We start from the raw sequence: 26,264 nt of genomic DNA on the forward strand, positions 1-26,264 counted from the left end.
CGCCGCGGCTCACTCGGTACCGGCGGGCCGGCGGGCGTCGTCGTCCGGGAAGAGGGTCGCGGCCACGTGCCTGGTGTCGGCGTACTCCACGACGGAGGCGATCCGGCCGTCGCGGACCGTGTAGATGCCGATGCAGCGGTTGTCGTAGGCGCCGCCGTACACGGTGGTGGCCTTGGAGGTCCACTCGGCCACCACGCGGTCGCCCTCGGCGATCGTGCTGACCAGTTCGATCTCCACGGTGCCGGGGACGAAGACCGTTCCCATATTGCCGAGGAACTCGCCGACGATCTCGTCGCGTCCCCGCCACACCTTGGAGACGGGCAGGTCGCCCGGGTAGTGCCAGGTCGCGTCCTCGCGGAAGCTGTCGTGGATGACAGCGGCGTCGCCGTCGCGGACGGCCTCGACGTAGCGGATGACGACGGCCCTGGGGTCGTTGGTGGTCATGGGCGTGCTCCTTCGGTGGTTCCCGCGTCCGGTCGTCCGGGCGCCGGTCAGGACAGGGTCAGGACAGGGTGAGGACGGCCTTGCCGCGGATGCGGCGGTCGCGCAGGTCGGTCAGGGTGGTCGCGGTGTCGGCCCAGTCCGTGACGCGGCCGATCTCGGGGTGCAGGCGGCCTTCGGCGGTCAGCCGGACCAGCGTCGCCAGGTCGTCGTCGAGGCGGGTGTCCGCGTCGAGGTAGTGGAAGTGGCGGATGACAGCCGATTCGGGGCCGGTGAAGAAGTCGAAGAAGCCGAGCGTCGCCGGGGTGCGGCTTGCCTGCCCGAACCAGATCAGCGTGCCGCGCCTGGCGAGCCGTGCGAGCGCGAGGGGGAGGGCCTGTCCGCCGGTCGACTCCAGCACGATGTCGTAAGGGCCCCGGGCGTCGGCGACGTCGTGGACGATCTCGGCGGCGCCGAGTTCGGCGAGCCGGGCGCCGCGGTCGGCGTCCCTGGTCACGGCGGTGACCTGGGCCCCGGCGGCGGCCGCGAGTTCGGTGACGAAGTGGCCCACGCCTCCGGAGGCACCGGTCAGCAGGACGCGTCGTCCCAGCACCGGTCCGGCGGCGCGCAGCAGCCGCAGCGCGGTGAGCCCGGCCAGCGGCAGCGCCGCGCCCTGGAGCGCCGAGACGTCGTCCGGCAGTTCGGCGAGCGCGTCGGTCGGCACCGCCACGTACTCCGCCCAGCCGCCCTCCATGGGGTGGCCGACGACCCGCGTGATTCCGGACGGTCCGCTGCCGTCGGCGGCCGGCTGCACCACCAGCCCCGCGACGTCCTTGCCGGGGCGGTCGCCGGGGCCGGGCTTCTCCAGCCTGAAGGTCTCACCCCGGTTGACCGAGAACGCCTCGACCTTCACCAGCGCCTCGTCGGGGCGTGGCGCCGGCTCCGCGACGTCGGCGAGCACGACCGGCTCGGCGGGGTCTCCGGTCGGTACGAAGGCTTTCATCGTGGTCGTCCCTTCGGTGGCCGCCCGGGGCCATCTCTCGGTGCTGTCTGTTGGCACCATCCGACCGGGTGCGGCGGCGGCTCGGCCAACAACGAAGCGCCCGGACCGACAACGCGGGGTTGTCGCATAGGGTCAGGGGCATGGACCTCGACCTCGCCCTGGTCCGCGCTTTCGTCGCGACGGCCCGGACACTGCACTTCGGGCGGGCCGCGGAGGAGCTGAACACCAGCCAGCAGGCGCTGTCCAAGCGCATCGCGCGGCTGGAGGAGCTGCTGGCCGTGCGGCTGTTCGAGCGTCAGGGCGGGGTCCGGCTGAGCGAGGCGGGGGAGCGGTTCCTGCCGGCCGCGCGTGAGGCGCTGGTGGCGGGCGAGCGGGCGGTCGCGGCGGTGACGGGCGCCGGACCGGTCGTACGGATCGACACGTGGGGTCATCTGTACGCGCCGATGCGCACGGTCGCCGACGCGGTGGAGGCGCTCGGTCCGGTGCCGTGCGAGCCGGGTCCGGGACGTGACTGGCCGTCGGTCGCGCAGGCGTTGCTGCGCGGCGACACGGACCTGGGATTCGGCCGGGTGCACCCGCTGCCCGACGGCCGGGACGCGGGACTCACCCAGCGGCTGGTGCGGCTGGAACCCGTCGACGCGGTGGTCGGCCCGTCCCACCCGCTGGCCGACGCCCCCGCCCTGCGCCCGGCCGACCTGCGCGACAGCGTCCTGTGGTCCCCGGCCGAACTGAGCCGCCTGGACTTCCTGCGCCGCTTCGCCGACGCGTTCCACATCACGCGCCGGCACGACGGTCCCAACCTGGGCCTGGACCACCTCGCGCAGCACATCCGCACCGAGCCCGAGGGCTTCACCCTCTTCCCCGCCGACGCGCCGCTGCCGGACCACATGGGCCTGCGCTGCATCCCGCTCGTAGAGCCGACGCCGCTGTACGCGTGGTCGCTGGCCTGGCGCGAGTCCTCCCGTCACCCCCTGCTCGACACCTTGCTGCGCGGCTTCACCGAAGTCGGCCGTGCCCGGCGCTGGTTGGAGTACTCACCGCAGTGTGACTGGCTCCCCGACACCGACCATCCGAAACTCGCAGATCACAGCACGCCGACCGGGTAGCGGATCGGCGAGTGCCGTCAACCTCCCTGCTCAGGCGGGCTGTTCGAAGGTGAAGGAGCGGATGAAGCAGTCCCGCGGCTGGGACACGGCGAACAGCACACACTCCACGAGCGAGTGCGCGGTCAGCGGGTCGCCGGTCCCGCGCGGAGTCTTCTCCCAGTCCTCGGACAGCGGGTCGGGGTTCACGAAGTCCGGCGGGTACAGGGAGATGACGCGCACCCCCTCGGGGCGCAGCCGCTTGGACAGGATGTCCGCGAATCCCGCCTGGGCGCTCTTGGCGGCGTAGAACGCCGAGTGGGCGTCCGAGCGGTGGTGCCCGGGGACACCGGCGGCCGAGATCATGTTGACCACGTCCGGCTGCCGCGAGGCGCGCAGCAAGGGCAGGAAGTTCTTCACCATGAGGACCGTGCCGGTGGCGCCCGAGGCCACGGTGTCTGCGACGTCCTCGTCGCTGGCCGACAGCAGGTCGGTGCCCTGCAGCCAGCGGGCCGCGTTGTTGACCAGGATGTCGATGTGGCCGGTCGCCGCGGCGACCTCGGCGGCGAAGGCCCGGATCGCAGCGGGGTCGGACAGGTCGCAGGCGAACGCGTGCACCTGGTCGTGGCCCAGGCCGCGGACCTCGTCGGCCACGCGGCGGGCGGCCTGTGCCGTCCGTGCGGAGAGGTACACCTCGGCGCCGCACTGCGCGAAGCGGATGGCCAGGGTGCGCCCGAAGTCCCGGGAGGCTCCGGTGATGACCACCTTGCGGCCGTCGAGCCGGGGAAGCGGGGCGCGGGATGCGGGGCTGTTCTGTGCGTCGCTCATGGATCGGGATTCTCCTCTCGGGTCGAAGGGGTCCTGGTCGGCGTCGCCCAGCGCAGCCGCCTTCACACGGCCCGCTCACGGCTCCGACGGCCAGGAGAACCCGCTTCCCCTGCCCACCCGCACCCTGCCGGAGTTGTTCGCGCATGGCTGGGCGCTGGTGGAGAGCGGAAGGGGTCCTTCGGCATGAGGGCCGGGCGGCCGGCTCAGCCGGCCTGCGACGGGGGCTGCTTCATGGCGTCGACGATGGCCCGGTTCATGATGGCGCTGGTGTAGAGCACCGTGCCGGGGGTGATCAGGTGGTCCGTTCCGCTGTTCCCGTACACCTGGACGGTGCGCTTGCCGAGGAAGACATGGGTCTTCTTGTCGAAGATCCATTCCTCGCGCTCACCGCTGGGCTTGTCGAGCCGGGCCACCGCCACCCCGTGCCGGCCCGCCGCGTCCACCGCGTCCTCGACCACGACGACACCGGGGATCTTCGCGGCGGCCTTGAACAGCGCCGAGTAGAGCTCCGCCGGGGGGTAGCTCTCGCCGAGCAGGTCCCCGATGGTGGTGAACGCCTCCTGGTCGGGGGAGTTGCCCTGGCCCTTGGTCTCCCTGTAGATCTTGGCCAGCAGTTCGTCGGGGTCGGTGGTGAGCTTGGCCAGGTAGTCGTACGACGGACCGTTCAGGTTCGCCTTCGGGGTGTTGCCCTGCTCGTCGGGGAGGCTCAGGGTCTCGCCCTCGGGACTGTCGTCGACCGCGGGGTCGATGAGCCAGCCCTTGGTGCCGTCCGGGGACATCCACACCTGACGCCGGTGCAGCGCGTGGCTGGCGAGGCTGGACGTGTCGCCGACGTGCTTCACGAACGTTTCGGCCGCCTTGGACTCGATGTAGATGTACTGCCCCGGCTTGACGTCCGGGTGGGAGGTGTCGGCCGCCGCCAGCGAGATCTGGTCGAGCAACTGGGGCACGCCCTTGCTGGTCGCCGCGCCGATCTGCGTGGTCAGCGCCGGTCCGGTGGCGACGCCTCCGTCCTTGACCCCGCCACCGCCGGACATCGACACTCCGGCGATGACAGCTGCCGCCACGGCGGCCGCCAGGGCGGGCAGCGCGATCGCCGGACGCGGGAGCCGCGAACGCCGCGTCTTCACCGGGACCACCGTCGCCGTGCGCTCTTCCTGCTGCATGTCGTGGATCTGGGCCATCAGACGCTCCCTGTGGAACTGGTGGCGGCCCGTCGGCAGGTCACGCGCCGTCCGGGAGAAGAGCTGTGCGCTCTCGTCCCACTCGGCCGGGTTCTGCCGGGACGTGTTCGCGTTCATCGGTTTCCTTCCTGTGCGGGCCGGATCACGTTCGTGCGATCACCTCTTGTCTGTCGGGCGGGACGGCCGACTTCCCGATTTCCGCGGACTTTCTCGGACGGCGCCCCGGCCGCGAGGCGGACCGGTTCGTCCTGGGCGTAGGCGCGCAGCTTCTTGCGGGCCCGGGAGAGCCGGGAGGCGACGGTTCCGACGGGAATCCCGAGGGCCCCCGCCGCGGCCTCGTAGTCCAGGCCCTCACCCAGGCAGAGCGTGACGACCTCACGCTCCGGCCGACGCAGCCTGGCGAGGGCGGTGAGGGCCGTGGCGAGTCGGCGCCGGTCGTCGACCCGCTCGGCCACCTCGTCCGCGTGGTCGGGCACCGACAGCTCGGCCGCCGCGGCGGCGCTCGCGGCAGCCCGGTACCGCCGGTTGCTCCGGTACTGGTTGCGCGCCGTGTTGGTGGCGATGCCCAGCAACCAGGGCCGCAGGGAGCCGCCTTCGGGATCGACCCTGTCGCGCAGCCGCCACGCCTCCAGGAACGTCGCGGCCATCACGTCCTCGGCCACCGCCCAGTCGGCGGTCAGCCGGAAGGCGTGGTTGTAGACCGCGCGGGCGTAGCTGTCGAAGAGCTCCGCGAACGCGCTCGATTCCCCGGCCCGTACCCGGGTTCGCATATCAGTGCTCACCTCAATGAGCTGTCCGGCACCCTGCGCCCACTTCCCGTGACCTGTGTCACATGTGCTGGGGTCATGGGCGGCGTCCCGCCGTCACGTCGGGGGCGCCGTGCTCGGCACCACGGTCGGCCTGACGACGGCCGCCTCTTACGACCGGCCCCTCACCCGGCCTCTTCGCGAAGGGCCTTGTCGATGTCGCCCAGTGCGCTGGTGAGCCGTGCGTAGTCGTCGGCTGTCAGTGGCCTGACGAAGTACTGCTCCACCACGCGGGCGTGGACGGCCGCGGCGCGCAGGAACGCCGCGCGTCCCTCGGTGGTCGGCTCCACCAGAGCCACCCTGCGGTCCTCGGGGGAAGGGGTGCGGCGGACCAGGCCGGCCTCCTCCATGCGGTCGATCAGGCGGGTGGTGCCGCTGCTGGTGAGCGTGAGGTCGTCGGCCAGCTGCCGCTGGGAGACCTCCTCGCCGGGGCGGCGGCAGAGCCGTATCAGCACCTCAAGCATGGTGTGGCTGATCCCGCACTCCCGTCGTAGCGCGCTGTCGATGCGCTGTTCCAGGCGGGTGGCGGACTTGATCAGCAGACCGAAGTCCCGGACGAGCCCGCTGTTGGCGGCGCGGGCGACGGTTTCGTCGTCGTGCTGGGGCGTGGCGTTCATCGCCGCCGAGTTTACTGCTGCCTCAGTCACTGCTGTCTCAATTGCTGAGTAGTCAATTGCTGATCAGTCAATGAAATCCTAGAGTGGGCCCACCCGCGAGCGAGAGGGAGATCAGTGGATCTGCAGCACTGGCTCGGACGAGCCACCCACGCGATACAGGACTGGGCCGACGGCTTCGGCCCCTACCGGCCCCACCCGTCCCTCCAGGTGGACGACGACCGCTTCGGCGCGGTCTTCGAGGAGTTCACGGGCCGGCTGAAGGACAACTACCCCTTCTTCCACCCGCACTACGCGGGCCAGATGCTCAAGCCCCCGCACCCCGCCGCAGTCGTCGGCCACCTCACCGCCATGCTGATCAACCCCAACAACCACGCCCTGGACGGCGGCCCCGCCACCGCCGCGATGGAACGCGAGGCCGTCGCCCAGCTGGCCGCGATGTTCGGCTACGACACGCACCTCGGCCACCTCACCACCAGCGGCACGATCGCCAACCTCGAAGCCCTCTTCGTCGCCCGCGAACTCCACCCCGGCCGGGGCGTCGCCCACAGCGCCGACGCCCACTACACCCACGGCCGCATGTGCCACGTCCTGGACATGACCAGCCATCCCGTCCGCACCGACGGGCAGGGGCGGATGGACCTCGACGCGCTGGAGGAGGTACTGAGCACCGGGGGCGTGGGCACCGTCGTCCTCACCGCCGGCACCACCGGACTGGGCGCCGTCGACCCCGTCCACGAGGTTCTGCCCCTCGCCGAGCGCTACGGCGTGCGCGTCCACGTCGACGCCGCGTACGGCGGTTTCTTCACCCTGCTCGCCGGCGCGGACGGCCCGGAGGCGCTGGCCCCCGAGCCCTGGCGGGCCCTGGCGCAGGCCGATTCGATCGTCGTCGACCCGCACAAGCACGGACTCCAGCCCTACGGCTGCGGAGCCGTCCTCTTCCGTGACCCCGAGGTGGGCCGCTTCTACCTGCACGACTCGCCCTACACCTACTTCACCTCGACCGAGCTGCACCTCGGCGAGATCAGCCTGGAATGCTCCCGCGCCGGCGCCTCCGCGGCCGCCCTGTGGCTCACCTTCCAGCTCCTCCCGCCCGCCCCCGACGGCCTCGGCCGGGTCCTGGCGGCCGGCCGGCGGGCCGCCCTGAAGTGGGCGGACCTGATCGAGGCGTCCGACCTCCTGGAGCTGTACCAGCAACCCCAGCTGGACATCGTCACCTACTTCCCCGCCGTCGCCCCGGCGAGCCTCACCGGCATCGACGCGGCGTCCGCCCGCATCCTGGCGGACGGCATGGAGAGCCCCGACCCCGTCTTCCTGAGCACCCTCAAGGCCGGCCGCGAGGCGTTCGCCGCCCGCCATCCCAAGGTCACCGCTGATGCCGACGGCGCGCGGATCCTCCGCAGCGTCCTCATGAAGCCGGAGTCCGAACACCACGTGGAGCACCTGCACAGCCGGGTCGAGCGACTGGCCCAGGCCGGCTGACCTGATGACGTCCCCTGTGTCAGTGCTCACTCGGGCGGCAGAACACCGTGCTGCTGACCGAAGCCGCCGACATGGAGGCCCGGCCCGTGTCGATGCGTGCGGTGGGTGCTCGGCGCGTGACACAGCGCGATGAGCGCGGCGTCGTCGTCGAGGCATCCGCCGACGTGGTCGAGCAGATCACGGCGGATGTGGTGCAGCAGCTCCTCGGGGCTGCTGCCGGCCCACTGGGCGGCCCGGTCCGCCAGTGGGTAGAAGGCGCGGCCGGCGTCCCGGGCCTCGATGACGCCGTCGGTGTAGAGCAGAAGGGTGTCCCCGGGCTCGAAGGCGAACACGTCGACGGTGTAGTCCCCGGGCGTCGGCCCGTGGATCCCCAGCGGGGGTGCGGGGTGCACGGGGACCGTGACAGCGCTGCCGGGACCGAGCAGCAGGGGCGGGGGGTGGCCGCAGCTCAGTATCCGCGTGACGTGACCGTCGTCGGGGATCTCCACCAGCATCACGGTGGCGAACCGCTCGCCCACGTGTTCGTCGGGCCCGAGGTCCGGCAGGTTGCGGGCCACGCTCTGTTCCAGGGAGGCGGCCAGCTCGGGCAGGGAGGTGTGGTGGTGGGCGGCTTCGCGGAACGCCCCGATGAGGAGCGCGGCCTCGCCGATGGCGGACAGCCCCTTCCCGCGAACGTCGCCGATCATGACCCGTACGCCGTTGTCGGTGGGCGTCGCGGCGTACAGATCACCTCCGATCTGGGCCTCGGCCTCGGCCGCCATGTACAGACAGGCGATCCTCATCGAGCCGATCTGCTCCGGCAGCGGCCACAGCAGAACGTGCTGCGCCGCCTCGGCGACCATGCGCACCTGGGCCAGCTGGCGAGCGCGGCGGTCGCGCACCACGCAGAAGAACACGGTCATGGCCGACAGCACGGTCAGGGCGAGGATCTGCACCAGCACGTTCCGGCTGAACAGCACGCCGAAGTGCCAGCCGATGTACGCCTGCGCTCCCACGGCCAGGAAACCGATCAACCCGGTCAGCCAGGCGTCGGCGAACGAGGCGGTGATCGCGGGGGCGATGACCAGCAGGGGACCGAGATGGATGTCGGCCGGGACCAACTGGTCCACCACCGTGATCACCACGATGAGCACGATCGGGATCACCAGCAGCGCATGGCTCGACTGCCACGGCTGCCGCACACCGGCCGCGTATTGCCGGACGTCCACGTCTCCACAGTGCACCATCCAGCTGGTGCGGACACTCCGGGCCGAACCTAGACTGGCGACGGCGTAGAAAGTCCCGGATGAGGGAGATATGCATCATGGCCAAGCGAGGGAACAAGAAGCGCGCTCGCAAGAAGAAGAAGGCCAATCACGGCAAGCGTCCCAACGCCTGAGCCAGCCGGAAACCCCCGGGTCCACGACCTGGGGGTTTCCGGCTTCCCGTACGACGTACCGAGAGCGTGTAACTTCGCGCCATGTCCCTTGCTTACGGTGTCCTCGGCGCTCTTGCGGCTGTGCTGGCTGTGATCAACGGTTTTCAGGTCTTCCTCGGTCGTCAGCTCGTCAGGCCTTCGGCGAGCAGGCGTTCGGGCCGACAGCTTCGGGCCGAGTCGGCCGCTGCCGCCGTAGCCATGCTCGGTGCGTCCTTGGCGGCTTTCGGCGTTCTGGCGGGTGGCCAGTGGCCCCCGGTCGGCGGCCTCGTGATGCTGGCCGGATGGACCGCCCTCATAGTCGTGCGCAGGCGGTTCGCCGCCCGGGCCTGATCGAGGAGCCGGTCCGGCGCCCTTCACACGGCCCGCTCGGGCTCCGACGACCCCCTCCTGATCCCGCTGATAGCTTGCTGCCTCTGCCAGTTCACTCCATGGGGGACCCGAATGAGCCAGCCGCCGTTCTCATCGCCACCGCCGCCTTCACAGCCACCGCAGGGCCCCTACAACCCGTACAACCAGCCCGCCCCGCCCCCGCAGCCACAGGGGTTCGCGCCGATGCACCCGGCACCGCCGTTCCAGGCTCCGCCCTTCGGACAGCGGCCGAACGCGGCCGGCAACCCGGTCGGCGCGGTCTTCCTCGGGTTCGTCGTCTCGGTCGTCGTCTCGCTGCTCTACAGCGGCATCATCCTGGCCACGTACAAGGACCAGTCGCTCACCGCGGCCAACATCCTCTACCTGGGCCACGCGCTGATCAACGGAGCGCTGGTCGGCTCCTTGGTCGGCCTGGTGGGCCACCGCAGCAACGGCGCACACATCGCTGCGGCCGTCATCGCCGCGCTCGGTGCCTTCTTCGGCTTCACCAACTCCCTCCCGCTCATCATCGCCGAAAGCGAAACGCCCCGGGCTGCCGGGGACCTCCTGCAGCACGATCCCTTCTGGCCGGCCAAGGCATGGTGGAACAGCGAAACCGGCGGCGGAGTCGACTGGTTCTCCCCGCTCGGCCTCGTGATCGCCGCGGCCGCGGCTTGGGGTCTCGCCCGTGTCATCGGCAATAAGCGCGGACAGATGTGACTTTCTGTTGGCGCGGGCTTTCGGCAATTCCGGAGCCATCTGGCCCATGATCGAAGTGCGGTCGGTGCCGCACGCCTCGACGATGGCACTGAAGGGCGGAGTGCCAAGCAGGCGACAGCCGAGCACTCCGCCGAGTCATGCGTCAAAGAAAGAGGGAACCATGACGGCAGCGACGGAGACTCCCACTCGAGAAAAGGCCGGCGTAGGCCAGGAAGAGTTCGGCGAGGAATCCGCCTTCGGTCCGCTCCTGCTGGCAGCGATGCTGGCCCGCCGTGAGGAGCGCGGCGAGGAGTCGATCATCGAGCACCCGCTTCTTCTCGCAGCGCTCGCGCGACGCCGTGAGGAGGGCGGTGAGGAGTCGATCATCGAGCATCCGCTTCTCCTGGCTGCGCTCATGCGCGGTCGCCGCGAGGAGCGCGGTGAGGAGTCGATCATCGAGCATCCGCTTCTCCTGGCTGCGCTCATGCGCCGTCGCCGTGAGGAGCGCGGCGGGTCTCTGATCGAGCACCCGCTTCTCCTGGCCGCGCTCATGAACCGCCGTAAGGAGAGTGGCGAGGAGTCGATCATCGAGCACCCGCTGCTCCTGGCCGCCCTCATGCGCGGTCGCCGTGAGGAGCGCGGCGGGTCTCTGATCGAGCACCCGCTTCTCCTGGCCGCGCTCGCGCGCCGCTGATGGGAAATGGCGACACCCCTGCCCCCCGATTTCCGCAGTCGTCGGCATCGGGGGGCAGGTCCCGTACGGCAATCGAAGACTTGAGGAACCACCATGGCAGCTGAGTCCGGCGGACAATCGGAACGGGATCCCTTCGAGGCCTTCATCGACGAGATCTTCGAGGAAATGGTGCGCGATTCCGGATTCCTGCATACCGGCACCGGTGTCAGGCACGGAAAGGACCCGCTGGCCGGCCCCCTGATGGAAGCAGCCGTGGCGTCCCTTTCCCGGCCGCCCTCCCGCACCTCGGAACTGGAAAGGGTGCTGTTCGCGCAGACCCTCGCGACCGCACTGGCAGATTCCCTCGCGCCCGCTCTGGCGGATGTGCTGGCCTCGGAGATCATGAAGGTGCTGACCCACCACGCGGACGCGCAAAGAGGCGGCACCCACGAAACCGTCGGCGGGGCCGGGCGTCCTCACCGCTCTTCCGGAGGCGGCGACCGTTCCTAGCCGTTCGCCCCATGAGGACGCGACGAGGGGGTGCCCGAAACCAGGCACCCCCTTGGCCGGTCCGGTCCGTTCCGGGCCGGTCAGGAGGGGGGCCGGGCCGGTTCGCGGTTTCGCGGTGGGCCGTCGCAGCGGCGGACCTGCACCTGCCCCGAATCGCTGAGCGGCATCCGGTCCGCCCAGCTCAGTGCCTCCTCCTCGGAGGGGACGTCGATGATCCAGAGCCCGCCGACCTCCAGGACCCCTTCGCCGGCGCGCTCCTCCTGTTCGGCGGCGACCGGGCGGGCGAGCCGTGCTCCGTAGACGATCCGGACGCCGGCCTCGGTCATCGCGCGGCCGTACGCGCGATTGGCGGTGAAGCGCTCCTCGCGCTCCTGCGGGGTCATCCGGTCCCAGTCCGTCTCCTGCCCGAAGACCAGCAGCGCGAATTCCATGGTCGTCCCCTCTCCCGGCGGTTCACCGGTTTTCCGGCGGCTTTTCGGTCGGCGCCGTCTCGTCGGCTACATCCGACGGCTACATCTGACGGCTCGCCAGGCGGGCGAAGAGCCCGTCGCGGTCGGCGAGCAGTTCCTCGTATCGGCCCTGCTGGACGACCCGGCCCTGGTCCATGACGATGATCCGGTCGGCTTCGGCGACCGTGGAGAGCCGGTGCGCGATCACCACCCGGGTGGCGTTCAGGCGCCGGGTGCTCTCGGTGACCAGGCGCTGTGTCGGGTTGTCCAGTGCGCTGGTGGCCTCGTCGAAGAAGACGATGCGGGGCCGGGAGACCAGCGCGCGGGCGATCATGAGGCGCTGGCGCTGGCCGCCGCTGAGCGTGCTGGTGCCCTCCGAGAGCACGGTGTTCATGCCCATCGGCAGGGCCGCGATGTCCTTGTCGATTCCGGCCATCTCGGCCGCCGCCCAGGCGTCGTCCAGGGTGTGGTTGGTGCTGCCGACGATGTTGGCCTTGATGTCCCCGGCCAGCAGCGCTCCGTGCTGCAGCACCACGCCGCACTGCCGGCGTACCGCCGAGACCTCCAGCTCGCCCAGGTCCTGTCCGTCGTAGAGCACCGTCCCGCTCTCCGGCCGCTCGAAGCCGAGCAGCAGCCGCAGCACCGTCGACTTGCCGCTGCCGGACGGTCCGACGATCGCCACGAACTCCCCGGGCTCGATGGCCAGCGTGACGTCCTGCAGGGCGGCCGGGCCGTCCTGGCCGTAGCGGAAGGTGACATGGCTCAGGCCCAGCCGGCCGGACAGGTCGCCCGGGTCCGCCTTGGTGTCGTCCACCTCCGGCTTGCCTTCCAGGATCGGCCGCAACCGCTCCAGCATCGGCACCACGCCCAGGGCGGTGACCGCCGCCGAGGTGAACTGCAGGCTCGACGCGATCAGCAGATTGAACGCGGTGAAGAAGGAGAGGAAGACCGGGATCGGGACATCGCCGTGCAGCGGGCCGGCGATCACGCCGAAGACGACCACCGAACACACCAGGGGGAAGCCGGCGTTGAAGGTGGTGACGGCATTCTGGATCCGGCGTGCGGAGGCGGCCAGACCGCGCCCCTTGCCGAACTCCGCCGCCCACACCCCGAACACCCGGTCCTCGGCGGCGGCCACCCGCAACTTCGGTACGGCGGTGAGCAGTTGGAAGACGCGCGCGGACATCGCCTGCTCGTGCGTGTAGAGCCGCCGCTGCCAGCGGACCTCCAGCCGTCCGGCGAGCAGCCCGAAGCCGATGCCGAACAGCACCAGCGCGGTCGCCAGGCCCGCCAGCCGCAGATCGTAGAAGTAGACGAGCACCAGGTTGGCCAGGCCGGTGAGCAACCCGAGGGTCGCCGTGGTCATCATCCCCGACAGCGTCTCCTGCGCCGCGCTGACACCCAGCACGGTCGTCCCCAGCTCCCCGGTGGAGTAGCCGGAGAAGAACGACGCGGGCAGCGAGAGCAGCCGGGTCCAGACTCCCACCTGCATGGCGGCGGTCGAGCGGCTCTCGATGCGCAGCACGGCGATGTTCTGCACCACCGAGAGTGCGGCGACGGCCATCGCGGAACCGATCACCACCACCGCTCCCTCGGTGATCAGGCTGCGCTGGGCGTGTGCCACGAAGGTGCCGAGCACCGCACCCGTCATCACCGGGACCAGCAGCCCGATCACCGCGACCATCGTGGCCATCCCCGCGAACATCCACAGATCGCGCCGGTTGTTGCGCATCCCGAAACGCAGCAGCCCGCCGACCGTGCGGACGGTGAGCGGCAGCGGCCGGTAGAGCACCGTCGCCTTGTTCTGCAGCTCGCCGGCGAGTTCGGGGGTGAGCGGGGTGACCGTGCCGTTCTCGGCCAGGACATAGCGGCCGCTCACCGGGAGCAGCGCGACCGCGTCGCCGCCGACCTTGCGGTAGCCGACCATGGGGCCGAGGTCCCCCCGCCACCAGCGGCCGTCCAGCCGGACGGTACGGGTGCGTACGCCCGAGGCGAGGGCGATGGACTGCAGCCGGTCCAGATTCCGGTCGTGGCCGTTGCCCGCCACCGGCGCCTTGACCGTGAAGCCCTGGTGACCGGCGACCAGCCGGGCCGCCGCGAGGGTCGGCGGGTCGCCGGCGGCGTCGCCGATCCGGACCCGTGAAGACGTGTCGTGCAGGATGGACTCGAAGCCGCGTGCGGAGTGCGCCAGGGTGCCGCCGTCGCGCTCCCGCCGGGCGGCGAGCAGGTCGGTCTCGGCCGCGCGCCGGGTCTCGACCCGTCGGTCCACGGTGTAGAGCAGCCGACCGCAGTGCGTCTCCAGCCGCTTGAACAGCTCGCCCCCGTCGAGCAGTTCGGGAAGCGAACGGGCGCGGACGGTGGCGGCGCTGCTCGCGACGAGCCAGTCCCGCTCGGTGAGGCACACGTCCGCTCCCGCGGTCAGCTCGCCGTCCGCCCCCTCGGGCAGCTCGACGGTCCCGTCCTCGATCCGCACCCACTGCACCCCGTCCACGGAGCGGAGCGCCTGTCCCTTCTTGAGTGCGGTGGGCTCGGTGGTGGACAGCGGAGTGAAATCGCGCGGCGGCAGGGTGTCGCGCAGGGCACCGGCGAGCGCCGTGATGCCCTGGGCGAGTCCGCCCACGAACTGGTCCACGGCCTGCTGCTGTTCGGCTGCGGGCAGGGCCCGGACGGCGGCCCCGGCCTCCGTGTCGCATGCGCGTCCCAGTGCCGCGAGTCCCTCGGTCCAGGCGGTGGCCAGGAAAGAGACCTCGGCGCCGAGCACCGGGCGGGCCACGATGCCGTGCAGCGGGCCGGCGGGTGCGCCGGGCAGCAGGGTGCCGGCCTCGACCCGGCACAGGAAATGCCAACGGCCACCGGGTTCCCGGTCGCAGAGCCGGACCGCGAACAGATCGACGGCTCCGGTCAGCACGAGCAGCATCCGGCTCGGGTCGTCCAGGACCAGGTAGCGGTCCGTCTGCTGGTCCACCGGGTCGGCCGCCTCGGTGAAGAACGCGGCGAAGGCGCTGCCGGTGGCGGGGGCTGTGCCGGTGACCGAGGCCTTGCCGGTGACCTGGGCCTTGTCCGTGACGGCGGTACTCACAGCTCGTCCTCCTCCTCGCGCCGCGAGGACTCGATGAGGGCGGTGTAGTGGCCGCCCAGCGCCAGCAGCTCTTCGTGGGTGCCTCGTTCGACGATCCGGCCCTGCTGCAGTACGACGATCTCGTCGGCGTCGCGGACCGTGGAGAGCCGATGGGCGATGATCAGGCAGGCGCAGCCTCGTCGGCGCAGGTTGTCCATGATGGTGCGCTCGGTCTCCGGGTCGAGCGCGCTGGTCGCCTCGTCCAGCACCAGCAAGGTGGGCTCCGCGGCGAGTGCCCTGGCCAGCTCCAGGCGCTGGCGCTGCCCGCCGCTGAAGTTGCGGCCGCTCTCCAGGACCGGGCTGTGGACTCCGCCGGGCCGGGTCATCACGGTGTCGAAGACGGCCGCGTCGCGCAGCGCGGCGGTGACCGCCTCGTCGGACACGTCGTCGTTCCACAGCGTCAGGTTGTCGCGGACGGTGCCCTCGAAGAGGGAGATGTCCTGGTCGACATAGGCGAGCGAGGCGGCCAGCACGGTGCGCGAGATCTCCTCGCGGGGTCTGCCGTCCAACAGGATCCGTCCCTCGCCGGGAGTGTAGAGCCCGGTCAGCAACCGGCCCAGGGTGGACTTTCCGCTGCCCGAGCCGCCGACCACGGCGACCCGGCGGCCCGGCACCACCGTCAGGCTCAGGTCCTTGATCACCGGTTCCGACAGCGGGCTGTAGCTGAAACTGACGTTCTCGAATTCCAGCGTGCCGTCGAGCTTGGCGGTGGCCGGGGGGTCCGCGGTGGCGAAGCAGGCGGCCACCGGGTAGCGCTCGACGTCGTAGAGCCGCTTGATGTCGGCCGTGACGTCCTGCAACCGGGCTCCCAGATTGGTCAGTTGGGTGACCGGACGGCTGAGCGCGGACAGCAGTGTCTGGAACGAGACCAGCAGGCCCACGCTCATCGCTCCGTCCACCACCCGCTGCCCGCCCACCAGCAGGATGAGACCGCTGTTGAGGGCGGCCAGCATCGGGGGCACCACGGTGAGCACCGCGCTGGGGATGCCGAGCTTCTGCTTGGCGGAGACCACCTTGGCCAGGAACCCGGCCCAGCGGCTGAAGGCCTCCGGCTCGGCGCCGGTCGCCTTGACCGTCTCGATCAGCGACAGGGTGGTGAAGCTGGTCGCCGTCAGATTGCCGCGGTCCGTGCGCAGGGCGGCCACCGCGTCCGTCCGGGCGCGTGACACGGCGTGCAGCACGACGACGTTGAGCAGCGCCATGCCCACCCCGATCACGCCGAGCAGGACGTCGTATTGGATCAGGATCGCCGCGTAGAAGAGCACCAGAGCCAGGTTGATCACGGTCAGCACGAGGTCCCGGGAGAGGATCTCGGCGACCGTGTCGTTGCCGGCCACCCGCTTGGCCACCTCGGCGGGGCGCCGTTGCAGGAAGAAGTCCACGGGCAGCCGCAGCAGATGGCGGAAGAACCGGGCCGAACTCACCAGTCCCATCCGGATCTCCAGCCGCAGCAGGTAGTGCCGCTGCACGGAGGTGAGGATGAAGACCGCTACCGAGGTCAGGGTCATGGCGGCCAGCAGCGGGAAGAGATAGCCGCCCCCGCTGCCGGCCAGTACCCGGTCGATGAAGACCCGGGTGTACGCGGGGATCGCGATGCCCGGGACGACCAGCAGCAGACTGGCCATCAGCACCAGCGGCATCGCCCGGCCGGTCGGCAGCCGCCGCTCCAGCAGGGCGCGCCCGACTCCGCCCTTGCTGCCTCCGGGCCTGAAGTCCGGGCCCTTCTCGAAGGACAGCACGATCCCGGTGAAGCCGGAGTCGAACTCGTCCCACTCCATCAGCCGCGGCCCGCTCGCCGGATCGTTGACCGCGACGACGGTCCGGCCGTACCGGGTTCGGATCCCCTCGACCACCATGAAGTGCTGGAAGGCCCAGAAGATGATCACCGGGCCGGTCAGGTCCCGCAGCTGGTCGGCCTCCGTCTGGTAGCCGCGGGCTGTCAGGCCGAAGGTGCGGGCGGCGGAGAGCAGCGTGGAGGCGCGGGCGCCGTCCCGGGACACCCCGCAGACGCCGCGCAGATCCTCCAGCGGAACATGGCGGCCGTGGTAGGCGAGGATCATGGCGAGGCTGGCCGCGCCGCACTCCACCGATTCCATCTGCAGGACGGTGGGAACGGCGTGCCGCCAGCGACGGGGCCGCCGTGCCCAGCGGTTCTTGGACCGGCGCCCGCCGCGCCCGCGGGTGTCCGAGGGGCCCGTACCCGGCGCGTCCCGCCGGGTCTCAGGCATCGTGGATGTCATCGCAGCGCCCCCTCAGCGGCCGAGAATCAGATCGAACGGCGTCTGCCGGCCCACGTTGATCGTCGCTGTGACCGAGACCTGGGTGTTCAGCGGCATCGGCGGACCGCTCTGTGACGTCCAGGCGAAGCCGGTCCGGGTCGACGCGTCGGGAATCAGATCCACCACCACCAGCCGCGGCGGTGTCCCGTTCAGATAGGGCCGGGCCGCCAGGTCCCCGCCGACCAGGCCGGACACGGCCTCCTTGGTGAGCCCGTACGGGCTGACAGAGCTGACCCTTCCGCGCAGCAGGCCGAAGGCGCCGGCCGGCGCGGTGGACACCGAGAGGTCCACGGAATCGCCCCGGCTGAGTCCGGCCGCGCGGGTGGCGGGGACGAAGACCATCGCGACCATCCGGTCCCGCGCGTGGTCGGTGCGCTCGACGGAGACGACGGGCGAACCCGGTGCGACGACCTGCCCGTCGGTGACGGACAGCCCGACCACCCGCCCGCCGAAGGGGCTCGTGATCGCCTGCAGACGGCCCCGGGCGTCCTCCACCTTGATCACCGTCTGTCCCGGCCGGACACTGTCGGCAGGCCGGGTCAGAACGCTGCGCACCATCCCGCCGTACGGGCTCTGGATCAGCGCGGTGCCGCTGGGACGGGTGAGCAGGCCGGGCGCGTCCACGGTGATCGGGATCCGGCCGGCGAAGGTCCACAGCAGTGCCGCGCTCATGGTGATCAGAACGACGAACAGCGCGATCCAGCCGCGTGGTGCGGCCAGCAGGGTCGGCGAGTCGAGCTCGTCCGGCTCCCGCATCCGCTGCAGAGCCTTGAAACGGAACTTCATCGCCGGACGCCTCCTCGGAATGTCATCTCTTGGGCTCTCTTCGTGGCACGCCGACGTCCTGACGGAGCGTCATGGGCCTGCTCCCGACGACCAGTTCCCCGACCGTGCCCTCGGTGAAGAAGTCCAGACCGCTGGCCGCGGCGAAGTCGGCCGCATCGCCTCCGCCGAGGCCGCAGACCGCGAGGTCCATCGCGGTGCCGACCAGATAGAAGGTCTGGTAGAGCACGCCGACGTGCTTGAGGATCAGCGGATAGGCGACCGTCTCGTACTTCCACATCACCCGGCCGAAACGGGCGGTGACCAGCAGCACCACCTGGGGATCGGTCGTCATCAGGGCGGACTCGCGGGCACCGGAGACCAGCGCCGCGGTGGCCGGACCCGGCTCGGCGACCAACTCCAGTTCATGCCGGTCGGTCGCGTAGTGCCACAGCCCCGGCTTCAGGCCCGCGCACTGCGTCACCAGCGGATAGACCTCCAGCTCGTGCACCGCGCCGCCGCTCGGATACGGACGGTCGGCATGCTCCTGGCGGTCGCCGCCGGTGAAGGTCTGCCGACGGCGCATGGTGCGGTAGAGCAGCTCACCGAGCCGGTCCACGGTCAGCGGCGACTGCTCGTCGTGGTCACGGACCGAACGGCGCTGTTCCAGCACCTCGGTGAGCGGCTTGTCCGTACGGGCGAGCGCGGCGAGATCCGGAACGGCCAGCGCGACCTTCTCACCGGGAAAGGGCGGGGGAGAGGCGGGCTCGGGCGCGAAACGGTCGCCGAACCGGTACGTGCCGCCGTACCCGGCCACCGTCGAAGGCCGTCTGGTGCGGGAGTGGAACATCAGGTCGAGGGCCGACCACTGGGCGAACCGCCGCTCGGTCGCCTCCGGTTCCTGCCCGGCCGAGCCGTACGCCAGCAGCCCGGCCACGTCGAACAGCCGGAGGATCTGGCGGACGGCGTCGAGGGTGAGCCCGCTCGGCAGCTGCGCGAGCGCGGCGGGGCTGGTCCATCCGGCGAGCGCGGGAAGCAGCCCCGCAGCCCTGGTGCCGAGCTCCACGGCCAGCGCACTGCCCGGCGCGCGGACCACCAGCGCGCCGTCCTCGGCCCCGGCGGTGGCGAAGCGGGAGAGCTTCACCTGACGGGTGGGGTCGGGGACGGGGCCCGGCAGGGCGGCGCCCCGGCCGATCGGACGCAGCCGGGCCAGTGGCTCGTCGGCGGCCCCCGCCACCGCATGGACGGAACTCTCCAGCATTCCGGCCATGCCGAGCCGGCGGAGGGTCAGCTGCCAGCGCAGCAGTCCGGTCTCGCCGTCCCGGGCGGCCACCAGGGCGCCGAGGTCCTCCTCGGTGTGTTCTCCGAAGGCCAGCGCGGCCACCGCCTCGCGGGCTCCTGCGGACAGGTCCGGCAGGTTCAACGAGCCGACGGGGGCGGTGAGCCGGACCGTGCGGCCGGCGGCCGGCGCCGGCTCGCAGACGGCGTCGCGGCGCAGCCGGACACGGCGGACCACCCGGGCGGTGCCGGTCCCGGTCGCCGCGGGGGCGGCGAGACCGGCGGTCATCGATGCGGCGGTCGTCTGCGCGCCGGACCGGACAACGGCCGTCTGCGCGCCGGTCCCGGCGGCAGCCGTCTGCCCACCCGATCCGGCAGCAGCCGTCTGTGCGTCGGTCTGAGCGGCGATCGTCTGTGCCGAGGTCTGCGCGGCGGCCGTCGGCGCGTCGGTCCCGGCAGCAGCCGTGGGCGCGGCGGTCCGGTTGGTGGCCGTTTGCGCGCCGGTCCCGGCGGCAGCCGTCTGCCCACCCGATCCGGCAGCAGCCGTCTGTGCCGCAGTTCGCGCGGGTGTCGTCTCTGCTGTCATCTCTGCGGTCATCTCTGGGGTTTCCCGGCCCGTTCTAGAAGAAGACGTTCTTCGGGTTGAGCTGCTCCTCGGCGTGCGCCGTGGGCAGCCAGCCCTGGTCGACCGGCACGTCGTAGAGCCGCCCGGGAGCCAGTCGGCGCCAGAAGTGCCGCATGCCGGGGGCGATCACCTTGACCACGCTGAGGTCGAGGTCGGGCCGGCTCTGGTCGAGCACGATGATCTCGATGCCGCGCGCCCGCGCCCGCTCCACGCAGTCCCGCACATGGTCGGCCAGGTCGTCGCCGGCGGGCGGAACGAAGTCGGTGACGACGGTGGGCGCCAGGTCCCGGGCCGGGAGCAGCCAGGGCTCCTGGGCGACGGTGGCCGTCCGGCACCATTCCAGGGTCTCCAGGTCGTCCGTCCGGTACAGGGTGGCGCCGTTCTCGTCGCGGCGGTCCACGAACGGAAGGAACTGGTTGACCTCGGTGAGCGCGCGGATCGCGGCGATCCTCGGGTCCGGGTGCGCTCCGAAACCGACCATGATGTCCTCGACCTCGTGCCTGCGCCGGGAGATGGCCGCGAAGGTGGGCACGCCCAGGTCGGAGGTGATGTCCAGGACCCACAGCTCGCGGTCGACCGAGGCGTAGAAGTCGCGCATGGTCCGCACGTAGGGGTCGTTCAGCGAATCCAGGTCGAACTCGGGCCGCGGCAGCCGGTTGTACCACCACAGCGCCACCGCGTCCCGCTCGACGACCTCGCAGAACCCCTGCAGGATCGCCTCCTCCAAGGTGTTGCCGCTGGCGCAGCCGTTGGAGTCGCCGACGCAGTAGAAGTGCCGTGCCAGGTCGGGGTGGCCGTACCAGGCGTAGCCGGAGGGGATCAGCCGCTCGGCGTCGTGGGTGAGCGACCAGGCGCGCGACCAGTCGAGTTCGGCCTCGGTCGGGAAGGGGTCGGGCACCAGGTGCAGCCGGTGGGTCGGCTGCGCGTTCCATTCGGCGCGGCCGTCGAACTGGGCCTGGGAGAACAGCAGCAGGCGGTCCATGTGGACGGCGGTGTCCGGGTCGAGATCCCGGTAGGCGGCGCGCACCACGGGCTCCTCGCCGCGCCAGACCGCCGAGTAGCGCTCGATCGCCTCGCAGACGGCGCTGACCTTGGCCTGGATCTCCGAACGGCCCTTGCCCCCGCTCTGACCGCGCATGTTGCGGCGCAGCAGGTCCATGTTGTCGTTGACCATCGCGAAGTTGTGACCGGCCGTGAAGCTGTAGGTGATGCCGTTGCCGGTGTCGTCATGCGCGCCGAGGCGGGTGATGGCACCCAGGTGCGGGCTGATGTGGTGCTTCAGCCGGTCGTAGGTGAACTGGGGTGCCTGTACGCGGTATCCGCCGTCGGTCGTGTGCCCGGCCGGGCTCGCCGACAGCACCACCTTGGGACTGCGCTCGGCGATCAGGCCGGGATCGCCGCAGCTCGGGCACTGCGGCTGGCGGACCAGGGTGTGCTCGGTGGTCTGCAGGGTGGCCAGGTCCCAGGTGACCATCTGCCCTTCCAGCGCGGCGGAGGAGCCGCTCGCCAGGAACTTCGCCGTCTCCGCGGCCAGCAGCTGCCCGAGCATGGCCGGACCGGCCGGGATGGCCGCGCGCGTCGGGTGGGCCGGGACGGCCTCGCCGCGCTTGCCGGCCAGGTAGCGCTCGACCTGCCGGTTGCCGCTGATCCGCTGCGCGATGCACGTCCAGCAGCCGGTGACGCCCGGGCGCAGCAGCGGGCCGAGCCAGACGCTGGTACCGGTCGGCTTGGCGAGCAGCCAGGGGCGGTCATCGGCCAGCCGGGCGGTGTTGAGCCGTTCCAGCGCCGGGTCGAGGTAGTCGTCGGCCAGCGCGATGACCAGGGTGTCCGCACCGGCGGCCAGTGCCCCGGGCTCGTCCACCGCGCGGGCCCGCAGACCGGTCGAGTGCAGCGCCTCGACCACCGGCGTGGCCGAGGTTTCCCCGAGGGCCAGGACCAGCAGCTCGGTGCGGTCCATGGCGGTCTGTACGGCGGCCGGGTCGACGCCCTGGGCGTCCCAGAAGGCCAGCACTTCCTCGGGCAGGTCGGGGCGGCCTTCGGCGAGGTGCCCGGCGGCCTCGTATCGCCGCAGCGCGGTCAGCACCTGGCCGAGCGGCACACTGCCGCCGAGCTCCTGCAGGATCTCGGCGACGGTGCGCCGGCCGTCCAGATACGGCAGGAGGCGCACGGCGGCGGCTCCCGGGACCAGATAGTCCTGACCCTCGCCGAGCAGGAAGACCTTTCCGTCCACCACTTCGCTCAGGAAATGGGCCTTGAGCCGAGGCCGTTCCATGCGTCATCCCCCTGTGTTCACGAGTACTGCTGTATCCGCCGTTTGAGAGGCGAAAAGCTCTCGGTGCATTCGAACACGTGTCAAAACCTGTGTACATACTGCAAATTCGGCGCGCGGCAATCCCTACGTATCGGCGTTCATTACGTATTCGGCGGCGTCAATACGTAGGCGAATACGTATCCTGTTGCGCGTTGACAGTGCGGTCGTGTGCGCGATACTGGTGTGCCGGCGGGCCTTTGACGGCCCAGGCGCGGACGGGGCCGCGACCGCGCCGACGCGCCAACGGGGGGTCGCATTGCCGGCAGGCAGCTTGTTGCATCGTGAGCGGGAACTCGATGAGTTGGCCCGCGCACTCGACGAGGCCGGAGCCGGACGACCCGCCGTGGTTCTGATCCAGGGCCCGCGGGGAATCGGGAAGACGGCGTTGCTGCGCGCCGCGTTGGGCCGGACACCCGGCAACGCCGTGGTGCTGCGGGCACGGTGCCACGACAACGAACGTGACTTTCCTTACGGCGTCGTCCGCCAGCTTTTCGACCCCTTCATGAACGGGCCCGGTCGGCCGAACCGGTCGGACCGGTCGCAGCAGTCGGAATTCCCCACGGAATCACCCGGTGGTTACCTCGCTCAGGCGCTCCCGGGCGTCGAACCGATCTCCTCCGGCGCGGAGGCCGGAAACGGCCGTCACCATGTGCTGAACAACCTCTTCCACGCCGCCCGTTCCCTCACCACCAGCACCCCGGTGGTGATGGCGATCGACGATCTGCACCTGGCGGACGACGCGTCCCGGCAGTGGTTCTCCTACCTCGCCCGCCGGCTCGACGGCCTTCCGGTGGCGCTCCTCGCCACCACCGCCGACGAGGCCGCCGACCCGCTCACCGCCGACCTCGGCGCACTCGGTCACACCCGCACCATCACCCCGGGGCCGCTCTGCGACAGCTGCGTGACCGAGCGGGTCAGTTCGACGTTCGGTGCGCCGGTCGACCCCGACCTGGCCTCCGTCTGCCACGACCTCTCGCGGGGGAACCCACTGGTCCTCCAGGAGCTGACGGACCGGCTGCTGGCCGCTCGTACGTCGCCCGGCGCGCCCGATCTGGACGCGGTGCTGCGGATCGGCGCCGCGACCCTCGCCGACACCACGCTCAGCTGGCTGCGGCGCAGCCATCCACGGGCGATGGAGCTGCTCACGTCCCTCGCCGTGCTCGGCCCCGGCGCGGATCTGGCCACCGCGGCGCTGCTGGCCGGCCAGGGAGACCTGCTGGCCGACGAGGCCCGCGAGGCGCTGCGGCGCACCGACCTGATCGACCCCGGCCCGCCCGAGACCTTCCGCCATGAGCTGGTCCGTACGGCCGTGCTGGCCCGCACCGATCCGGGCGTCCTGGTCGCGCTGCACGAGCGGGCCGCAGCCCTGCTGGTCCGGCTCGGCGCACCCGCGGGCCGGGTCGCCGAGCATCTGATGTCGTCCGGCACCACCGGCCTGGACTGGGCACTGCCGGTGCTGCGGACGGCCGCCAGGGAAGCGGCCGCCGACGGCCGCCCGGACGACGCGGCCTGCTACCTGCAGCGCGCGCTCGCCGAGGCGACGGACCCCGCGCTGATCCAGTCACTCACCGTGCAGCTCGGCACCGTCGAGCTGCACCGCGACCCGGCCGCCTGCGCCCGGTACGCCGCCGGTCTCGCGACGGCCGCCGACCCGGTCGAACGGGCCGGGCTGCTGGTGCCCTTCGCCCATCCGGTGCTGGCGCTCACCGCCGCCGGAGCCGCGGTGCCGTTCGCCGAGGCGGCGGGCGCACTGGCCGCCACCGAGGACCCGGCGGGTGAGCTGCTGCTGCCGCTCGCCGCACAGGCGGTCCTCGCCGGACAGCGCACCGCCGTCCGGCGCGCGGTCGCGTCGCTGCGTGCGGCCGAGGACGAGGCGGCCGTTTCGGGCTTCCTGGGCGCGCTGGCCGCCATGGCCGCGGCCGGCGGGCGCTCACCCCGGCGGGCGGTCCGGCTGGCGGCCCGGTGCGTGAGCGGTGCTTCACCCGCCGAGGCGGGTATCGGGGTGCTCGGCGCGGCGATGGCCTTCGCCTGGAGCGGCCGACTGGACGAGGCAGCCGCCTGGGCCGGCCGGGTGGTCCGCTCCGCCCAGCGCCTGAACCACCCGGGCGAGCTGGCGCTGGCGCTGCTGGCCCGCTCCGACATCGCCTACCGGCAGGGGCACCTGGACACCGCGCTGTCCGACGCCGACCGGGCGGCCCATCTGGCCGCACAGATCCATGCCGACGAGCTGGTCAGGGCGGCGACCGCGCTGCGGATCCGGGTCCTGCTGCGGCGCGGCCAGGTCCCGGACGAGTCGCGGCTCACCCACGCCGCGCTGCCCGCCGACACCCATCCGCTGATCCGGGCGGTGGTGCTGGAGGCCCGCGGGCTGGTCGCGGCGGCGCGCGGCGACCACAAGGAAGCGCTCCGGCTCTTCCTGGAGTGCGGCCACCAGCTGGCCGTGCGGGGCATCGCCAACCCCGCCTGCGTCCCGTGGCGCACCCATGCCGCCCAGGCGTACCAGACGCTGGGCGAGTTCGCCGCGGCCCGGACCATCACCGCCGACCCGCTGCCCGGTGCGGACACCCGTCCCCGCCCGGCACCGGATCGCGGCCCGGTGATCGGGACGCGGGACGCGGGCCCGGTCCGGCTCACCCCGAGCGAGCGCAGGGTTACCGAGCTCGTCCTGCAGGGGCTGAGCAATCTGGAGGTGGCCGAGCGGCTCTGCCTGAGCAAGCGTACGGTCGACACCCACCTGGGCCGGATCTACCGCAAGCTCGCCATCAAGGGGCGTTCCGAACTCGGCGCGGCCGTCAAGGCGTTGTGACGGCGGTCAGCCCGAACTCGGCACCCCACGGGTCACGCAGCACGGTGGGCTCTCCCGGGCCGGAGCGGACCACCGTCGCCCCCAGAGCGAGCGCCCGGCGCACGCCGTCCGCCGGGTCGGCCGCGCCGAAGTACGGCAGCCACAGGGGTCGGCCCTGGTCGCTCTCGACCACGCGGGCCTCGGCGGACCCGTTCAGTTCCAGCTCCGGTCGCTCGTCCTGCGATGCGAGCCGGTAGCCGAAGAGTTCGCCGTAGAAGCGGGCGGCCCGTACGGCGTCCGGCACCCGCAGCTCGTGCCCGGACACCGCGCCGGGCTCGTCCGCGAGCACCACTCCCTCGTCATGGTGGCCCTCCCAGAAGCCGACGACCACGCCCGAGGGATCGACCGCGAGGAAGAGCCGCCCGTCGTCACCCGCCGGCACCGGGTCCATCACCACCCGTCCACCCAGCACCCCGACCTGCCCGCAGGTGTGGTCGGCGTCCTTGGTGGCCAGATACACGTTCCAGGTGGCGTTCGGTGGCAGTCCGGCCGGGCTGCCACCGAAGCCGGCGACGATCCGCCCGCCGAGCGTGGCCAGGTGGTAGCCGGCCGCCTCCGAGGTGAACTCCCAGCCCAGAAGCGCCGCGTAGAACGCCTGGCTCGCGGTCAGATCCGGAGTGATGCAGTCAACCCAGCACGGTGTGCCGGCAGCGTATCGGGTACGTAAAGGCATGATTCGCTCTCCTCGTGAGGTACTTTCTGGTCGATCAACCCGGCCGCCTCCTCCGCCCCGCTGACGCCGGGCAGTTCCAGACGGTAGGCGGGCACTTCGTCGAGCAGCCCTGCAGAACCGTCCGGCCATGCCTGCGCGGTGTACTCGCAAGGCGTCAACCGGACGCGTTCGTCAGCACTTCGGCACAGCTGGACCAGCGTAGGCCGACCCAGCCTTGCCCGGACCGGGGCCACCGGACCGAGACACTCCGGCCGCACCAGCAGCACCTCGGCGCCGGCCGGCGAGGTGACCGCGCGGCACAGCTCGTTCGGCAGCCCCGCGCCCCGCAGCCAGGCGGCGGCCCGGCCGCGCACCTGAAGGGGAACGAGATACGGCAGAACGTCGCCGGTGCGGCGGTCCAGCACCAGCAGCCGACCGGAGACGAACTCCCAGGAACGGTGTGCCAGCGCCGCCCCGATGTTCGCCTGCTCCGCGTACGGTCCGCCGATCAGTGCGACCGTGGCGCTCTCCTTGGCGAGCACGACGGCCGGCACCAGGCAGAACCGGTCCTGCAACGCGGCGAAGGGCGGCAGGGCCGGAGGCACGTTCCCCCAGCCCCTGAAGGCCCGGCGCAGCAGGGGCGTGCCGTCACCGCGCCGCACCAGGAACTCGCCCGGAGCGGAACCGGTCGACCGGGAGAATTCCACGCGCAGTTGATCGGGACATCCGGAGTTCTTCACCATGTGCGGACCAAAGTGGAACGCCACCTCGTCCCGGTCGGCCGCGATGACACCGACTTCGATGCCGAAGAAGTTCAGCACGATCGGATCCATTGCCGTCACAGCATCTCCTGACGGGTCATTGCACAATCCTTGAGCT

At 71.6% G+C, this 26,264-nt stretch carries 23 protein-coding genes; 8 read left to right on the forward strand and 15 right to left on the reverse strand.

Annotated elements, in window-relative coordinates:
- Positions 1-9: 9 nt before the first annotated feature.
- Together ACFY3C_RS17345 and ACFY3C_RS17350 are read right to left on the reverse strand one after the other, a co-directional pair.
- Positions 10-444, reverse strand: a complete 435-nt coding sequence (locus ACFY3C_RS17345; protein WP_386572893.1) for a nuclear transport factor 2 family protein — start codon at positions 442-444, stop codon at positions 10-12.
- Between the two features lie 58 nt (positions 445-502).
- Entirely contained in the window at positions 503-1,423 is a 921-nt protein-coding gene (locus ACFY3C_RS17350) for a zinc-binding dehydrogenase (protein ID WP_390771317.1), read from the reverse strand.
- Positions 1,424-1,563: 140 nt separating this feature from the next.
- Between ACFY3C_RS17350 and ACFY3C_RS17355 the strand changes: the two genes are divergently transcribed.
- The gene (locus ACFY3C_RS17355) at positions 1,564-2,529 is read left to right on the forward strand and encodes a LysR family transcriptional regulator (RefSeq protein WP_390771318.1); all 966 of its coding nucleotides are present in this window, start codon (positions 1,564-1,566) and stop codon (positions 2,527-2,529) included.
- A 30-nt stretch (positions 2,530-2,559) separates the two neighbouring features.
- On the opposite strand, the gene ACFY3C_RS17360 is transcribed toward ACFY3C_RS17355, so the two are convergent.
- The 4 genes from ACFY3C_RS17360 to ACFY3C_RS17375 all read right to left on the reverse strand — a co-directional run bounded on the left by ACFY3C_RS17360 (position 2,560) and on the right by ACFY3C_RS17375 (position 5,940).
- Positions 2,560-3,333, reverse strand: a complete 774-nt coding sequence (locus ACFY3C_RS17360; RefSeq protein WP_390771319.1) for an SDR family oxidoreductase — start codon at positions 3,331-3,333, stop codon at positions 2,560-2,562.
- 203 nt (positions 3,334-3,536) lie between these two features.
- Entirely contained in the window at positions 3,537-4,634 is a 1,098-nt protein-coding gene (locus ACFY3C_RS17365; protein ID WP_390771320.1) for a CU044_5270 family protein, read from the reverse strand.
- Positions 4,631-5,287 (reverse strand): RNA polymerase sigma factor, encoded by a 657-nt coding sequence (locus ACFY3C_RS17370; RefSeq protein ID WP_386572898.1) that lies wholly within the window; start codon positions 5,285-5,287, stop codon positions 4,631-4,633. The genes ACFY3C_RS17365 and ACFY3C_RS17370 overlap by 4 nt, the downstream gene beginning before the upstream one ends.
- 161 nt (positions 5,288-5,448) lie before the next feature.
- Positions 5,449-5,940, reverse strand: a complete 492-nt coding sequence (locus ACFY3C_RS17375; RefSeq protein ID WP_390771321.1) for a MarR family winged helix-turn-helix transcriptional regulator — start codon at positions 5,938-5,940, stop codon at positions 5,449-5,451.
- Between the two features lie 114 nt (positions 5,941-6,054).
- On the opposite strand from ACFY3C_RS17375, the gene ACFY3C_RS17380 reads away from it, so the two are divergent.
- Positions 6,055-7,419 (forward strand): pyridoxal phosphate-dependent decarboxylase family protein, encoded by a 1,365-nt coding sequence (locus ACFY3C_RS17380; protein WP_390771322.1) that lies wholly within the window; start codon positions 6,055-6,057, stop codon positions 7,417-7,419.
- 26 nt (positions 7,420-7,445) lie between these two features.
- Here ACFY3C_RS17380 and ACFY3C_RS17385 read toward each other — a convergent pair whose 3' ends face one another.
- Entirely contained in the window at positions 7,446-8,645 is a 1,200-nt protein-coding gene (locus tag ACFY3C_RS17385) for a PP2C family protein-serine/threonine phosphatase (RefSeq protein WP_386572901.1), read from the reverse strand.
- A 77-nt stretch (positions 8,646-8,722) separates the two neighbouring features.
- Between ACFY3C_RS17385 and ACFY3C_RS17390 the strand changes: the two genes are divergently transcribed.
- From ACFY3C_RS17390 to ACFY3C_RS17410, 5 genes are all read left to right on the forward strand, one after another.
- Positions 8,723-8,797, forward strand: coding sequence for a 50S ribosomal protein bL37 (locus tag ACFY3C_RS17390; protein ID WP_099895366.1), 75 nt, complete (start codon positions 8,723-8,725; stop codon positions 8,795-8,797).
- 81 nt (positions 8,798-8,878) lie between these two features.
- Positions 8,879-9,166, forward strand: coding sequence for a hypothetical protein (locus tag ACFY3C_RS17395; RefSeq protein ID WP_390771323.1), 288 nt, complete (start codon positions 8,879-8,881; stop codon positions 9,164-9,166).
- 111 nt (positions 9,167-9,277) lie between these two features.
- Complete coding sequence (locus ACFY3C_RS17400) at positions 9,278-9,904, forward strand: hypothetical protein (RefSeq protein WP_390771324.1); 627 nt, start codon at positions 9,278-9,280, stop codon at positions 9,902-9,904.
- 160 nt (positions 9,905-10,064) lie between these two features.
- The gene (locus tag ACFY3C_RS17405; protein WP_386572904.1) at positions 10,065-10,577 is read left to right on the forward strand and encodes a hypothetical protein; all 513 of its coding nucleotides are present in this window, start codon (positions 10,065-10,067) and stop codon (positions 10,575-10,577) included.
- Positions 10,578-10,670: 93 nt separating this feature from the next.
- Entirely contained in the window at positions 10,671-11,066 is a 396-nt protein-coding gene (locus ACFY3C_RS17410) for a hypothetical protein (RefSeq protein ID WP_386572905.1), read from the forward strand.
- An 80-nt stretch (positions 11,067-11,146) separates the two neighbouring features.
- On the opposite strand, the gene ACFY3C_RS17415 is transcribed toward ACFY3C_RS17410, so the two are convergent.
- The 6 genes from ACFY3C_RS17415 to ACFY3C_RS17440 all read right to left on the reverse strand — a co-directional run bounded on the left by ACFY3C_RS17415 (position 11,147) and on the right by ACFY3C_RS17440 (position 21,849).
- On the reverse strand, positions 11,147-11,497 hold the full coding sequence (locus tag ACFY3C_RS17415) for a YciI family protein (protein ID WP_390771325.1): 351 nt from the start codon (positions 11,495-11,497) through the stop codon (positions 11,147-11,149).
- Positions 11,498-11,576: 79 nt separating this feature from the next.
- Positions 11,577-14,594, reverse strand: a complete 3,018-nt coding sequence (locus ACFY3C_RS17420; protein WP_390771326.1) for an NHLP bacteriocin export ABC transporter permease/ATPase subunit — start codon at positions 14,592-14,594, stop codon at positions 11,577-11,579.
- Positions 14,591-16,873, reverse strand: a complete 2,283-nt coding sequence (locus tag ACFY3C_RS17425) for an NHLP family bacteriocin export ABC transporter peptidase/permease/ATPase subunit (RefSeq protein WP_390771327.1) — start codon at positions 16,871-16,873, stop codon at positions 14,591-14,593. The genes ACFY3C_RS17420 and ACFY3C_RS17425 overlap by 4 nt, the downstream gene beginning before the upstream one ends.
- 12 nt (positions 16,874-16,885) lie before the next feature.
- On the reverse strand, positions 16,886-17,698 hold the full coding sequence (locus tag ACFY3C_RS17430) for an HlyD family efflux transporter periplasmic adaptor subunit (protein ID WP_386572909.1): 813 nt from the start codon (positions 17,696-17,698) through the stop codon (positions 16,886-16,888).
- A gap of 22 nt (positions 17,699-17,720) precedes the next feature.
- Positions 17,721-19,550 (reverse strand): SagB family peptide dehydrogenase, encoded by a 1,830-nt coding sequence (locus ACFY3C_RS17435; protein ID WP_390771328.1) that lies wholly within the window; start codon positions 19,548-19,550, stop codon positions 17,721-17,723.
- A 22-nt stretch (positions 19,551-19,572) separates the two neighbouring features.
- Positions 19,573-21,849 carry a TOMM precursor leader peptide-binding protein gene (locus ACFY3C_RS17440; RefSeq protein WP_386572911.1) on the reverse strand — a complete coding sequence of 759 codons (2,277 nt, stop codon included), beginning with the start codon at positions 21,847-21,849 and terminating at the stop codon, positions 19,573-19,575.
- Between the two features lie 310 nt (positions 21,850-22,159).
- Here ACFY3C_RS17440 and ACFY3C_RS17445 point away from each other — a divergent pair, with 310 nt between their 5' ends.
- Positions 22,160-24,694 carry an ATP-binding protein gene (locus ACFY3C_RS17445; RefSeq protein ID WP_390771329.1) on the forward strand — a complete coding sequence of 845 codons (2,535 nt, stop codon included), beginning with the start codon at positions 22,160-22,162 and terminating at the stop codon, positions 24,692-24,694.
- Here ACFY3C_RS17445 and ACFY3C_RS17450 read toward each other — a convergent pair.
- Both ACFY3C_RS17450 and ACFY3C_RS17455 read right to left on the reverse strand, forming a co-directional pair.
- A complete protein-coding gene (locus tag ACFY3C_RS17450) occupies positions 24,681-25,406 on the reverse strand; it encodes a VOC family protein (RefSeq protein ID WP_386572912.1) in 726 nt (241 codons plus the stop codon). The genes ACFY3C_RS17445 and ACFY3C_RS17450 overlap by 14 nt on opposite strands.
- Positions 25,340-26,227, reverse strand: coding sequence for a hypothetical protein (locus ACFY3C_RS17455; RefSeq protein ID WP_390771330.1), 888 nt, complete (start codon positions 26,225-26,227; stop codon positions 25,340-25,342). The genes ACFY3C_RS17450 and ACFY3C_RS17455 overlap by 67 nt, the downstream gene beginning before the upstream one ends.
- Positions 26,228-26,264: the final 37 nt, after the last annotated feature.

Origin of the sequence: Streptomyces sp. NPDC001410 (genome assembly GCF_042895235.1) — a bacterium.
GTDB lineage: Bacteria > Actinomycetota > Actinomycetes > Streptomycetales > Streptomycetaceae > Streptomyces.

Bases quoted from the DNA above. Each gene is read 5' to 3' on its own strand.
- ACFY3C_RS17410 (WP_386572905.1), top strand. From the start codon at position 10,671: ATGGCAGCTGAGTCCGGCGGACAATCGGAACGGGATCCCTTCGAGGCC.
- ACFY3C_RS17400 (WP_390771324.1), top strand. From the start codon at position 9,278: ATGAGCCAGCCGCCGTTCTCATCGCCACCGCCGCCTTCACAGCCACCG.
- ACFY3C_RS17355 (WP_390771318.1), top strand. From the start codon at position 1,564: ATGGACCTCGACCTCGCCCTGGTCCGCGCTTTCGTCGCGACGGCCCGG.
- ACFY3C_RS17360 (WP_390771319.1), bottom strand. From the start codon at position 3,333: ATGAGCGACGCACAGAACAGCCCCGCATCCCGCGCCCCGCTTCCCCGG.
- ACFY3C_RS17430 (WP_386572909.1), bottom strand. From the start codon at position 17,698: ATGAAGTTCCGTTTCAAGGCTCTGCAGCGGATGCGGGAGCCGGACGAG.
- ACFY3C_RS17375 (WP_390771321.1), bottom strand. From the start codon at position 5,940: ATGAACGCCACGCCCCAGCACGACGACGAAACCGTCGCCCGCGCCGCC.
- ACFY3C_RS17450 (WP_386572912.1), bottom strand. From the start codon at position 25,406: ATGCCTTTACGTACCCGATACGCTGCCGGCACACCGTGCTGGGTTGAC.
- ACFY3C_RS17395 (WP_390771323.1), top strand. From the start codon at position 8,879: ATGTCCCTTGCTTACGGTGTCCTCGGCGCTCTTGCGGCTGTGCTGGCT.
- ACFY3C_RS17370 (WP_386572898.1), bottom strand. From the start codon at position 5,287: ATGCGAACCCGGGTACGGGCCGGGGAATCGAGCGCGTTCGCGGAGCTC.
- ACFY3C_RS17435 (WP_390771328.1), bottom strand. From the start codon at position 19,550: ATGACCGCAGAGATGACAGCAGAGACGACACCCGCGCGAACTGCGGCA.
- ACFY3C_RS17365 (WP_390771320.1), bottom strand. From the start codon at position 4,634: ATGAACGCGAACACGTCCCGGCAGAACCCGGCCGAGTGGGACGAGAGC.
- ACFY3C_RS17440 (WP_386572911.1), bottom strand. From the start codon at position 21,849: ATGGAACGGCCTCGGCTCAAGGCCCATTTCCTGAGCGAAGTGGTGGAC.
- ACFY3C_RS17385 (WP_386572901.1), bottom strand. From the start codon at position 8,645: ATGGTGCACTGTGGAGACGTGGACGTCCGGCAATACGCGGCCGGTGTG.
- ACFY3C_RS17345 (WP_386572893.1), bottom strand. From the start codon at position 444: ATGACCACCAACGACCCCAGGGCCGTCGTCATCCGCTACGTCGAGGCC.
- ACFY3C_RS17415 (WP_390771325.1), bottom strand. From the start codon at position 11,497: ATGGAATTCGCGCTGCTGGTCTTCGGGCAGGAGACGGACTGGGACCGG.
- ACFY3C_RS17425 (WP_390771327.1), bottom strand. From the start codon at position 16,873: ATGACATCCACGATGCCTGAGACCCGGCGGGACGCGCCGGGTACGGGC.
- ACFY3C_RS17350 (WP_390771317.1), bottom strand. From the start codon at position 1,423: ATGAAAGCCTTCGTACCGACCGGAGACCCCGCCGAGCCGGTCGTGCTC.
- ACFY3C_RS17405 (WP_386572904.1), top strand. From the start codon at position 10,065: ATGACGGCAGCGACGGAGACTCCCACTCGAGAAAAGGCCGGCGTAGGC.